General features: G+C 39.4%; 10 protein-coding genes and 3 tRNA genes. 6 read left to right on the plus strand and 7 right to left on the minus strand.

Annotated features, from left to right (window positions below; genetic code table 11):
- Positions 1–15: 15 nt before the first annotated feature.
- Positions 16–330 (plus strand): DUF5713 family protein, encoded by a 315-nt coding sequence (locus F928_RS05735; RefSeq protein WP_005067609.1) that lies wholly within the window; start codon positions 16–18, stop codon positions 328–330.
- Here the strand turns inward: F928_RS05735 and F928_RS22325 are convergent, their stop codons facing one another.
- Both F928_RS22325 and F928_RS05745 read right to left on the minus strand, forming a co-directional pair.
- Positions 331–708, minus strand: coding sequence for a hypothetical protein (locus tag F928_RS22325; protein WP_016806083.1), 378 nt, complete (start codon positions 706–708; stop codon positions 331–333).
- A gap of 40 nt (positions 709–748) precedes the next feature.
- Positions 749–834 (minus strand) — tRNA-Leu (locus F928_RS05745).
- Positions 835–1,030: 196 nt separating this feature from the next.
- Between F928_RS05745 and phoD the strand changes: the two genes are divergently transcribed.
- A complete protein-coding gene (gene phoD, locus F928_RS05750) occupies positions 1,031–2,833 on the plus strand; it encodes an alkaline phosphatase D family protein (protein ID WP_005072974.1) in 1,803 nt (600 codons plus the stop codon).
- 103 nt (positions 2,834–2,936) lie between these two features.
- Here phoD and F928_RS05755 read toward each other — a convergent pair.
- Both F928_RS05755 and F928_RS05760 read right to left on the minus strand, forming a co-directional pair.
- Positions 2,937–3,022 (minus strand) — tRNA-Leu (locus F928_RS05755).
- Between the two features lie 11 nt (positions 3,023–3,033).
- A tRNA-Cys gene (locus tag F928_RS05760) sits at positions 3,034–3,107 on the minus strand.
- A 152-nt stretch (positions 3,108–3,259) separates the two neighbouring features.
- Here F928_RS05760 and folD point away from each other — a divergent pair.
- Positions 3,260–4,108: a bifunctional methylenetetrahydrofolate dehydrogenase/methenyltetrahydrofolate cyclohydrolase FolD gene (gene folD / locus F928_RS05765; RefSeq protein WP_002115552.1), complete on the plus strand. Its 849-nt coding sequence runs from the start codon at positions 3,260–3,262 to the stop codon at positions 4,106–4,108.
- Positions 4,109–4,364: 256 nt separating this feature from the next.
- Positions 4,365–5,033 (plus strand): class I SAM-dependent methyltransferase, encoded by a 669-nt coding sequence (locus F928_RS05770; protein ID WP_002115579.1) that lies wholly within the window; start codon positions 4,365–4,367, stop codon positions 5,031–5,033.
- Between the two features lie 20 nt (positions 5,034–5,053).
- Here the strand turns inward: F928_RS05770 and F928_RS05775 are convergent, their stop codons facing one another.
- Positions 5,054–5,476 (minus strand): hypothetical protein, encoded by a 423-nt coding sequence (locus tag F928_RS05775; protein WP_002115580.1) that lies wholly within the window; start codon positions 5,474–5,476, stop codon positions 5,054–5,056.
- A 117-nt stretch (positions 5,477–5,593) separates the two neighbouring features.
- Entirely contained in the window at positions 5,594–6,925 is a 1,332-nt protein-coding gene (gene kgtP / locus F928_RS05780) for an MFS transporter (protein ID WP_005803945.1), read from the minus strand.
- Positions 6,926–7,298: 373 nt separating this feature from the next.
- On the opposite strand from kgtP, the gene glpK reads away from it, so the two are divergent.
- Together glpK and glpD are read left to right on the plus strand one after the other, a co-directional pair.
- Positions 7,299–8,807, plus strand: a complete 1,509-nt coding sequence (gene glpK / locus F928_RS05785; RefSeq protein WP_005072978.1) for a glycerol kinase GlpK — start codon at positions 7,299–7,301, stop codon at positions 8,805–8,807.
- 154 nt (positions 8,808–8,961) lie between these two features.
- Positions 8,962–10,479, plus strand: a complete 1,518-nt coding sequence (gene glpD, locus F928_RS05790) for a glycerol-3-phosphate dehydrogenase (RefSeq protein WP_002115524.1) — start codon at positions 8,962–8,964, stop codon at positions 10,477–10,479.
- Positions 10,480–10,520: 41 nt separating this feature from the next.
- Here the strand turns inward: glpD and pckG are convergent, their stop codons facing one another.
- Positions 10,521–12,353, minus strand: coding sequence for a phosphoenolpyruvate carboxykinase (GTP) (gene pckG, locus F928_RS05795; RefSeq protein WP_002115528.1), 1,833 nt, complete (start codon positions 12,351–12,353; stop codon positions 10,521–10,523).
- Between the last annotated feature and the right edge of the window lie 118 nt (positions 12,354–12,471).

The following is a 12,471-nucleotide window of genomic DNA, read 5'->3' on the forward strand; positions in this document are numbered from 1 at the left end:
TGTGTAAACTTTTGTATGTTCGAAGACTTACTTCTCCCGATGTTTGATGATGAATATTATCCAGATATTTTGGTCGCTGAACTAAAGCAGCTCATTGAACAATTTGCTAAAAAAGTTCAGAAGCCTGCCTTAGCTGAGCAGGATATCTATCGATATGCTCATCAAACTGTGATTGAAATTAATGAGATGAAACCTCAGTTCGAAGATCTAGATTCTTCGTTAGATGATAGTGCTGCTGACTATATTGCTGAAGCAATGATGATGGTGGCACAGGAAGCTGGATATTTAGATCTAGAAATGGAAGAGCTGGTGATGAATCGAGAGTGGTGATTACTCTCGATTTTCAATATCTTCAAATACATCTAACAAGTGGCAAGATGCCTTTAAATGTATTTCGTCTATTTCTTTAACTTTTAAAACTAAAACACCATTCTCTTGATAATCTGCGTCCGCTAACAAACTGACCCAATAAGTTTCTCGTTTTTGTTCCAGCGTTTTAAATTTATCTATTATCTGTTCGGGTGCTTTAACTAAATAATCATCTTTAGTAATAGAGCAACGTGAAAAATACCAATGGTTATCTTTGAAAGAAAGGGTACCAGAGAAAAGATCTGTGGCGTAAACCTTTGTTATAAAAAGGGTAGTGTAAACGAGTAATAATATTCTTATCATAAAATTCATTTTGATTAGGCATAAAAAAACCAGCATACGCTGGATTCTTTGTAGCGCCAAATTCAATATTTGAAAATGGTGCCCGGGGCCGGACTCGAACCGGCACGCTTTGTGGGCGGGGGATTTTAAATCCCCTGTGTCTACCTATTTCACCACCCGGGCATGTGCGCAATAATAGAGGACAAGTGCGCGATTGGCAAGAGAAAATCAGAGAGTTTGCTTTATTTTCAATCAGTTCTTGTTGGTATTTATATAAATTAACCAATTTGTGTCATGATTTGTTCATTAAACTGAGATCAGTTGTTCATCTTATCTACCTAAATTTAAGACACTCATTGCTTAAAACTTAGGTAATTTTATGTCAGAGAAAATTTCACGCCGAGAATTAATTCAAAAAAGTCTGTTCGGTTTTGGGGCGCTATCTTTGCCTGTAGCTTTTACGGGGTGTAATGATGGTTCCGATGAGGAGGGTTCAGAAACACAAGCAGATTTTTTACATGGAGTTGCGAGCGGCGACCCATTGCAAGATAAAGTAATTTTATGGACGCGGTTAACACCAGTAGACCTTAATGCGCGTCTTAGAGTTACTTGGGAAATTGCTACCGATGATCAGTTCAAGCAGAATTTAAAGACTGGTACTGTTCAAACGACTAAAACTGACGATTTTACCGTGAAGGTGGATGCAACAGATCTACAAGCGGGTACAACTTATTATTATCGCTTTCGATTTGGTAGCAAAGTCTCGCCAGTAGGGCAAACAAAAACATTACCTGTAACTACCAATAAGGTCAGCTTCGCAGTATGTTCTTGTTCTAATTATCCTGCGGGTTATTTTTACGTTTATCGTGAAATGGCAAAACAGAATGTGGATGTAGTCATTCATTTGGGCGATTATATTTATGAATATGGGGCTGATGGCTATGCGACAGAAGATGCTGCAAAGCTGGGCCGTACTTTACCGTCCGATAATAATAAAGAAATTATTAAATTAGATGATTATCGCAAACGTTATGCGCTCTATCGTCAGGATAAAGACTTGCAGGCGGTTCATCAGCGTCATCCTTTTATTGTAATTTGGGATGACCATGAGTTAGCAAATGATACTTGGCGTGAAGGGGCTGAGAATCATACGGAAGAAACTCCAAAAGCAAAGAATGAAGGTAAGTTTTTAGAAAGAAAGCTAGCGGCTTTACAAGCTTATTTTGAATGGATGCCTATCCGTCCTATCGATGATCAGCATACTAAGATTTATCGCCGGTTTGATTTTGGGGGGCTTGTCAATTTAATGATGTTAGATACTCGCATTATTGCCCGTGATGAGCAGTTGGATTATGGCAAGTATATAACAGCAAATGGTTTGGATATTGCAAAATTCCAAGCAGATTTGACTAATCCAATGCGGACCTTAATGGGTGAAACTCAGCGTGAGTGGTTATTAGGTAGTAAAGAGAAAAATATAGTAGGTGTCTTACAAAGTTCAACTGCAACATGGAATGTTGTGGGACAGCAAGTCTTAATGAGTAAAATGTGGATTCCTGCTGAGTTGTTGGCATCGCTGGGGCAAATTACTTCAGGCGGAACATCGCCAGATACGTTAGCTAAAATGAATGCGCAAATTACAGAATTAGTCACATTAAAATTACGATTAGAGCAGGGTGATCCAACTTTAACTGTTCAAGAAAAAGCTCGAGTCACAACTTTAGTTCCATATAACCTTGATGCTTGGGATGGTTACTATGCTGAGCGAGAGTTCTTTTACACTAAATTGGCAGAGTTTAATAAGAAAATTATTGTTTTGGCAGGCGATACCCATAATGCGTGGACATCTTACTTATATAGCCAAAAGGGTGAATATGTCGGGGTTGAACTGGCGACAAGTTCGGTTTCTTCACCGGGTCTTGAAAAATATTTAAGTATTCCGCTAGCTCAGTTGCAGCAATTTGAATTTGCCTTTACGACGCTTATCGATGAATTGGCATATTGTAATTTAAATCAGCGGGGTTATTTGATGGTTACACTAGATGATAAGCAGGTGCTGTCGGATTGGATTTTTGTAGATTCAATTAAAAATGCAGAATATAAAGTAGATTCTAGTCGAGGTTATCAATTGGTGTTGGATGCGAATTTAACACCTGAAAAAGATAAGCAAAAAACTGCTTAAATATATGGGGCGAGAAAGGGATGCTAATAAGTATCCTTTTTTTAGACATAAAAAAACCAGCTTTCGCTGGATTCTTTACGACACCAATTTCTGTACTAGAAAATGGTGCCCGGGGCCGGACTCGAACCGGCACGCTTTGTGGGCGGGGGATTTTAAATCCCCTGTGTCTACCTATTTCACCACCCGGGCTTTACCAAATTTGGAGGCGGAGGTCGGAATCGAACCGGCGTCCACGGAGTTGCAGTCCGCTGCATGACCACTCTGCCACCCCGCCTACATTTGGTGATGCACATATTAGCAACCTTTACAAAAAAAACAATACTGTTTTGAGATAAGATGAACATAAAAGCAACATCTAGAATAAATTTGTCCAAATAATCATGTATTATTGGCACATTAAATTCATGTCTACCTTGGAGATGTGCTGTGGCATTGGTTTTAGACGGTCGCGCATTAGCAAAGCAAATTGAAGAAAATTTGTCAGTACGTGTTGAAGCTTTAAAAGCTAAAACAGGTCGTACCCCAATTTTGGCGACTATTTTAGTTGGGGATGATGGTGCATCTGCAACTTATGTACGCATGAAAGGAAATGCTTGCCGTCGAGTAGGCATGGACTCTTTAAAAATTGAATTGCCACAAGAAACGACAACAGAACAATTATTAGCTGAAATTGAAAAACTTAATGCTAACCCAGATGTACACGGCATTCTTTTACAACATCCAGTTCCAGAGCAAATTGATGAGCGTGCATGTTTCGATGCAATCTCATTAGCTAAAGATGTTGATGGTGTAACTTGTCTTGGTTTTGGCCGTATGGCTATGGGTGAAGCTGCATATGGTTCAGCGACTCCTGCAGGCATCATGACCATTTTAAAAGAAAACAATATCGAAATTGCTGGTAAACATGCGGTTGTAGTCGGTCGTTCAGCAATTTTAGGTAAACCAATGGCAATGATGCTTTTGCAAGCGAATGCAACAGTAACGATTTGCCATTCACGCACACAAAACTTACCTGAGCTTGTGAAACAAGCCGATATTATTGTCGGTGCAGTTGGTAAAGCTGAACTTATCCAAAAAGATTGGATTAAACAAGGTGCAGTGGTTGTAGATGCTGGTTTCCATCCTCGTGATGGCGGTGGTGTAGGTGATATTCAACTACAAGGTATTGAAGAAATTGCTTCTGCTTACACACCAGTACCGGGTGGTGTTGGTCCAATGACTATTACAACTTTGATTCGTCAAACTGTAGAAGCTGCTGAAAAAGCTTTAGGTTAATTTAATTAACGCTAGGCTGTTATTTGATACGCGTAACCGTCATCCGCAATTGTTTGAGGCAGAAATACGTTAAAAATTTAATGTTTCTGCGATGCTTTCGATTCTAGAGAGTATCTGCCGAGTTTTGCGGATGACAATGGTTTTGCCTACTTTTCCCGAAAGAAAAGTAGGTCCAACCGAAGGTTATTCTAAAAATTCAAATCATAATGGAATGACTCTGTTATGCTTGTTATAAAAATGAATTAAAAGAAATCTGATGAGCTGCACTTTTCAACTGTCTAAAGCCCCTGAACATTTACTTCAAGCCTTACATGAAGTTATTCCCAATTGTGAGTTGATGGTACAACAATTACCAGAAACGCCTATTTCTTTATGGTTGATTCCACCAGTTTTTCCAACTGATCGCTTAGATGATGAAGTTATTCGTCGTATTTGGAATGATACGCCGTATTGGATTTTCTGTTGGGCATCTGGTTTAGCAATGGCACAGTGGTTACTTGCAGAGCCGGACCATGTTAAAGATAAAGTTGTTTTGGATTTCGGGGCTGGTTCGGGTGTAGTTGCAATTGCTGCAAAAATGGCAGGAGCGAAACGAGTCATCTGCTGTGATATCGATCAAGTTAGTTTGAATGCTTGCCGTGAAAACGCTTTACTTAATAATGTTGAGCTAGAATATTTAGATGATTTATATAAGGCTGAGCAAGTTGATGTTTTATTGGCAGCTGATGTTTTATACGATCAATGTAACCGCTTTTTCTTAGATGAATTTTTAAAGTTTGCGCCAGAAGTCTGTGTGGCTGATAGCCGTGTTAAAAACTTTAGTCATCCCAAATATGAAAAAATTGAAGAAAGAAGTGCTTCTACATGGCCAGATCTAGATGAAGCTAAAGAGTTTAGAAATGTAAGTTTTTATAAGACGCTGTAAAAGAACAGCGTCTTTTTTTTTTATGAACAAGTATAACGAACAACTTTTAGTGTGCTTGGACGTGCTTCAAGCGCTTGGCGAGTCGCATAGTCTTCACCATTATTTAAGCTAGGTGTATTTGATAAGCCAAAAGAAGCACGAGTTTCGCCGAGTTGAATTCCATAATGCTCATCTTTCGCTGGATTAGGAATTTCATTGATACTCAAAATTGATAATTTATAAACTTTCTGAGCACCTAGCACATTCTGACAAGCGCGTTGTAATTTACGTTCATCGAGTTGCTGGTTATTACGACCCGCTAAAGTGTAAGCTAAAGTCGCCGAAGTTTTTGTTTGGTTTTCAATCTGGTATCCAGTTGAACCATTATATTGTCGAGGGGTAGTCTGACAAGCAGTTAAAACAAACATACTACTTAATGCCAAGCATAAAATACTTCTATTCATCAGTATCGTCCTTATTTTCTTATAGCTAGTATCTCATAAAATACAAAGGTTGTTGGGGCTTAATCTCATGATTTGAGCTAACATCGGCGAACGATATTAGCCCTTATTAGTAAAGTATTAATGTTCTTTGATTTTTGAATGATGCTTGGTATCTTTCATAAAAATATAAATAATGAGAGAAATGAAGATCATGATACTTACATAAATAAAGTACCAAGATTCATGCCCAGCTTCTTTAAAACTTAAAGCAAAGAACTCTGCTGTTCCGCCAAATAACGTATTGGCAATCGCGTAAGGTAATGCAACTCCTAAAGCGCGAATGTGTGCAGGGAAGAGCTCAGCTTTAACTACGGCATTAATTGAAGTGTAACCAGTCACCATTACGAGACCCCCAAAACATAACCAGAAAGCTGTCCAGTAGTTATGTGTATTTGCGAGTGCATCGAATAGAACGTATGTGAATAAAACACCTGTTATTCCGAAGAAAATCATAAGGGGTTTTCGACCAATGCGATCCGATAAAGCACCCGCTACAGGCTGTAGACACATAAAAATAAATAGCGCTAAAGTTGTAATTTGAGTAGCTTCAGGTTTGGTAAATCCAGAAGTATTGACCAAATATTTTTGCAGATAAGTCGTGTAAGTATAGAAAGCTAAAGTCCCGCCAGCTGTTAAAAACAATACTGTGAACGCTTCTTTCGGATAATGTTTAAATAAAGCAAACATGCCTGATTTTGGCTGGTCTGTTTCTGCCTGAGCATTTTTAAAAGATTGAGTTTCTAATAGGCCACGTCGAATGCGGAAAACTACAATAGCAAGTAAAGCCCCGATAAAGAAGGGGATACGCCATCCCCAATCATGTAATTGTTCTTCAGTTAATACCATTTGTAATATTAATAGAACACATAGGGCTGTGAGCTGACCAGCAATCAATGTTACATATTGGAAGCTAGAGAAAAAACCACGTCGATTTCTTTCAGCCATTTCACTTAAATAGGTAGCACTAGCACCATATTCACCGCCTACACTTAAGCCTTGAATTAAACGAGCGACAACTAAAAGAAGAGGGGCAAATACACCAATACTTTCATAACTTGGTGTCACGGCAATAAGCAGCGAACCTATACACATTAACGTGACGGAAAGCGTAAGACCCGCCTTGCGTCCTTTACGGTCTGAATAGATTCCCATAATCCATGCACCGATCGGGCGCATTAAAAAGCCTACAGCAAAAATTGCAGCCGCTTGAAGGAGTTGAGCTGTCTGGCTACCTTTTGGAAAAAAAGCATGAGCAAAATAGAGCGTGAAAGCTGCATATACATACCAGTCGTACCATTCAACAAGGTTACCGGCAGAACCGCCCAAAATTGATTTTAGACGAGTTTTTGTATCTAAATTAGAATGTGGAGTTGTTGCGGTAGAAGGTTGATCAACCATGAGTCGCTCCATGTTTCGCTTGGGTTGAATGCTAAAAAAGAGAAGATTTATTCCGTTTTTACATATTTTCTAGAGGAGTATTTCACTTTATTTTTTTTATGTCTGTAAAACAATGTTTATTATTTAAGCAAAGGAATAAGTTGAATATTTATGTGATTTCAAATTAGCCGATCAGCTCACGTTTATAATATTGTTGGGATCTTTGGCATATTATTTTTTTCCAAGTAGTAAAAATTGATAAAGAATGAGTAGAGTTTGGGCGAAGAAAACCTATACCCCTTAAAAATAATGATATATTCCAAAGAAAATTTTAAGTAAATATAGTTAGGCATGATGTCTTGGCATTGTGGACTAGATGTGTGTGAATAATGAAAGGGACATTCGGATGTCAAATTGCCCGAAAAAATATATTGTTGCTTTTGATCAGGGAACAACAAGCTCAAGAGCAATTGTTTTAGACCATGATGCTAATGTTGTCAGTATTGCTCAAAAAGAATTTACTCAGATTTATCCTCAGCCTGGCTGGGTTGAGCATGACCCTATGGAAATTTGGGCTACGCAAAGTGCTGTTTGGGTAGAAGCATTAGCTCAAGCAGGCATTAAGAGTGAACAAGTTGCAGCAATTGGGATTACCAATCAGCGGGAAACCACAGTTGTTTGGGATAAAAAAACGGGCAAGCCGATTTACAATGCGATTGTTTGGCAAAGTCGACAAACGACTGAGATATGCAATCAATTACATAAAGCAGGATTGCAAGAATACATACGTAAAACAACGGGTTTGGTGATTGATCCGTATTTTTCGGCCACAAAAATTAAATGGATTTTAGACCATGTTGAAGGAAGCCGTGAGCGTGCTGAGCGAGGAGAGTTGTTGTTCGGTACGGTGGACACTTGGTTAATCTGGAAACTAACCAATGGTGCTGTTCATGTGACTGATTTTACCAACGCATCACGAACCATGTTATTTGATATCGAAAAGCTAGAATGGGATGAAAAACTTTTACAAGTTTTAGATATTCCTCGAGTAATGCTACCCGAAGTGCGTAGCTCATCTGAGGTTTATGGATATACACATACCATTAGTGGGCAAGAAGTTGGTATCCCCATTGCAGGGATCGCAGGTGATCAACAAGCCGCACTGTTCGGCCAAATGTGTGTTGAGTCTGGTCAGGCAAAAAATACCTACGGCACTGGCTGTTTTCTATTAATGAACACAGGTAAGAAGATTGTTCGTTCAGAACATGGATTACTAACTACTATTGCATGTGGTGCGAGTGGTGAGGTGAACTATGCCTTAGAGGGCGCCGTATTTAATGGTGGTTCTTGCGTTCAGTGGTTACGCGATGAATTAAAAGTCATTAAGAATGCTAGAGACTCTGAGCTTTATGCAACACGTGTGAAAGACAGTAACGGTGTATATGTTGTACCTGCTTTTACAGGGTTAGGCGCACCATATTGGGACCCAACAGCGCGTGGAGCTATTTTTGGACTTACTCGTGGGGCTAGTATTGAACATATTATTCGTGCAACTTTAGAGTCTATTGCTTTTCAAACCCGAGATGTTTTAGATGCAATGCAGCAAGATGCAGAAGAAGAACTCCGTACACTCCGTGTTGATGGGGGAGTAACGGAAAATAATTTCTTAATGCAATTTCAGGCTGATATTTTAGCGACACCAGTAGAACGTCCAATAATGAAAGAAACCACAGCTTTGGGTGCAGCTTTTCTTGCTGGACTGGCGACGGGTTTCTGGCAAGATCTACATGAGTTAAGAAATAAATCTGCCATAGAAAAGGTATTTGAGCCAAAAATGTCTTCTGAGCAATCTGAGATGATTTATAAGGGTTGGCTCAAGGCAGTTAAACGTAGTCAAAGTTGGGCTGAGGATTAGTTCGTTCTTTAACTGGTTGAATTCACTAGTAGGGTAATCAATTAATGGTTAAACACTTAGTTATTTAAAATTGATTATTCTACTTTTTTGATTGTTGTTTCATCAATTTGATGTTTTAATTTTTATAAGATCAACAATAAAAAGAAAATGAGAAATGAAAATACAGCCTAATGATTATTCAAAAATATATGACATTGCCGTGATCGGTGGCGGTATTAATGGCGTCGGTATTGCTAATGATGCAGCAGGCCGTGGACTATCGGTATTTTTATGTGAAAAAGATGATTTAGCTAGTCACACTTCATCTGCTAGCAGCAAATTAATTCATGGTGGTCTGCGCTATTTAGAGCATAAAGAGTTTAGATTGGTTAGAGAAGCCTTAGCAGAGCGTGAAGTGTTGTTGGCTAAAGCTCCACATATTATTAAACCCATGCGCTTTATTATGCCTCATCGACCACATTTACGCCCTGCATGGTTAATTCGGGCGGGCTTGTTTTTTTATGATCATTTGGGAAAACGAGAAAAACTATTAGGATCAAATCTTATTTACTTTAAAGAAGATAGTCCTTTAAAACCAGCTATCACACGTGGCTTTGAATATTCTGACTGTACTGTAGATGATGCACGTCTTGTAGTGTTAAATGCATTACAAGCCAAAGAGAAAGGTGCCAAAGTCTTAACACGTACGCGTTGTATTAAAGCTTATAGGGAACAAGAGCTGTGGCATCTGGAGTTACAAAGCGGAGCAGAGTTTTATCAGGTACGTGCAAGAGCTTTGGTGAATGCAGCTGGTCCTTGGGTTGAAGAAATTATTAGTGAAAACCTAAATTTAGAATCGCCTTATCAAATCCGATTGATCCAAGGAAGTCATATTGTTGTGCCAAAACTATACGATTGTCATAAAGCCTTCATTATGCAAAACGAAGATCGACGCATCGTGTTTGCAATTCCGTATTTAGAAAAATATACACTGATTGGTACGACCGATCAGGAATATACAGGTGATCCACAAAAGGTAGAGATCACAGAGGTAGAAATTGATTACCTCTTAACAGTGACCAATTCACATTTTAAAAAGCAGTTAACTCAAGCTGATATTGTAAGCCAGTACTCGGGTGTACGTGCTTTATGTGATGATGAATCTGATAATCCTTCAGCGATTACACGTGACTATACCTTGGCATTACAGGCTGAACATAAAAAAGCACCTTTGTTATCTATATTTGGCGGCAAGATCACGACTTATCGGAAACTGGCAGAGGCTGCTTTAGAAGATCTATCCCCGTTTTTTAGTAATATGGCAGAGGAGTGGACTGCAGATGAGCCATTACCTGGCGCTGAAAACTGGACAACACTAGATGATTTAACGCATCAGATTCATTCACGTGTAAGTGGAGTTTCTGAGTCACTTACCAACCGTTGGGCGCATGCATACGGCACAAGAGTCTGGAATATGGTTCGAGAGAGAAATGCAATAGAGCAATTAGGCCAGAATTTTGGACATGATTTATTTGAATGCGAAGTCAAATACTTATGTGAATATGAATGGGCAACTACTGCGGAGGATATATTGTGGCGTAGAACAAAACTAGGTCTGGCATTTGATGAAAAACAAGTAAAAATATTAGAAGCTTATTTATCTGAGCGTCGACAAAAAGATGATGCCGCATAATAAAAAAGGTCGCACATGGCGACCTTTTTTATATATAGCAATTAGAAGCCAGTTTTTACAGCTTCAAGTAAAGCTGCTTGACGTTCTTTTAATGCTTTTGGTAAGCGATCACCGAGTTTATTAAATAAATCAGTGTGGCTTTCAATTTCAGTAATCCACTGATCTTTATCTTGAGCTGTGATTAGGTCAAATTCTTCTTTAGAGAATTCAGTACCTTCCCAGTTCAAGTCGTCATATGTTGGAACAAGGCCAATTGGTGTTTCAACAGCGTTTGCACGACCTTCACAACGATCAATGATCCACTCAAGAACACGCATGTTTTGACCGAAACCAGGCCATACGAAGTTGCCTTCAGCATCACGACGGAACCAGTTTACATTAAAGATTTTTGGTAATTTATTACCAGCTGCTTCAGCTTTTGTACTTACTTGTTGACCAAGGCTTAACCAGTGATCAAAGTAGTCAGCCATGTTATAGCCAGCAAATGGAAGCATCGCGAATGGGTCACGACGAACGATACCTTGTTGACCAACAGCAGCAGCAGTAGTTTCAGAACCCATAGTTGCCGCTTTATATACACCGTCAACCCAATCGAAAGCTTCAGAAACTAAAGGAACCGTATCTGCACGGCGACCGCCGAAGATAAATGCAGAAATTGGAACGCCTGCTGGATTTTCCCAGTCAGCATCGATAGAAGGGCATTGACCAGCTGCAACAGTGAAGCGAGCATTTGGATGCGCTGCTTTTTCACCATTTACATGAGGTTGACCTTTCCAGTTAGTTAAGTTTGTTGGAACTTCTTTAGAAAGACCTTCCCACCATACTTGACCATCTTCAGTTACTGCTACGTTTGTATAGATAACATCTTTGTGAAGAGTTGCCATACAGTTCGGGTTAGTCTTGGTATTTGTACCAGGAGCTACACCGAAGAAACCAGCTTCAGGGTTAATCGCATATAAACGACCATCTTCACCTGGTTTGATCCAAGCAATATCGTCACCTACAGTTTCGATTTTCCAACCTTCATAACCTGCTGGTGGAATTAACATTGCAAAGTTTGTTTTACCACATGCAGACGGGAATGCTGCAGCGATGTAGTGTTTTTCACCTTGAGGGTTAGTTACACCAAGAATAAGCATGTGTTCAGCTAACCAACCTTGTTCGCGTCCCATGACAGAAGCGATACGAAGAGCTAAACATTTTTTGCCAAGTAATGCGTTACCGCCGTAACCAGAACCGAAAGACCAGATTTCACGAGTTTCTGGGTAATGAACGATATATTTTTCAGGGTTACATGGCCAAGCAACGTCTTGTTGACCTTCAGCAAGTGGAGCACCTACTGTATGTACGCAAGGAACAAACTCGCCGTCTGTACCTAATACGTCATAAACTGCTTTACCCATACGTGCCATTTTACGCATGCTAACAGCAACGTAAGGAGAGTCAGTTAACTCAATACCGATATGAGCAATATGGCTACCTAAAGGACCCATTGAGAAAGGAACAACGTACATTGTACGGCCTTCCATTGAGCCTTCAAATAAACCATTTAATTTTTCACGCATAACAGCTGGGTTTTCCCAGTTGTTTGTCGCACCAGCATCTTCTTTATTTTGAGAGCAGATGTAAGTACGGTCTTCAACACGTGCAACGTCAGATGGGTCAGAATTTGCAAGATAAGAACCAGGATGTTTTTCTTGGTTTAATTTCTGCATGGTGCCGTTAGCGATCATCAAGTCGATTAGACGTTGATACTCTTCTTCGCTTCCGTCACACCATTCGATTTTTGCTGGTTTGGTTAAGTTTGCAATTTCTTCAACCCATGCGATAAGCTTAGGATGACGAACGAATTCTGGTGCGTTCACTGTGGTCATGGTGAGGCCTATTCAAAATATGTACAACGTACAAGTCATTCATTGAGAGGTACAATGAAAGATCAAATAAAAAAGTGGCTGTATTAAAGCACAAAATCATAAAAAAAATAAGACTAAA

This window comes from Acinetobacter pittii ATCC 19004 = CIP 70.29, from assembly GCF_000369045.1.
In the GTDB taxonomy this organism is placed as follows: Bacteria; Pseudomonadota; Gammaproteobacteria; order Pseudomonadales; family Moraxellaceae; genus Acinetobacter; species Acinetobacter pittii.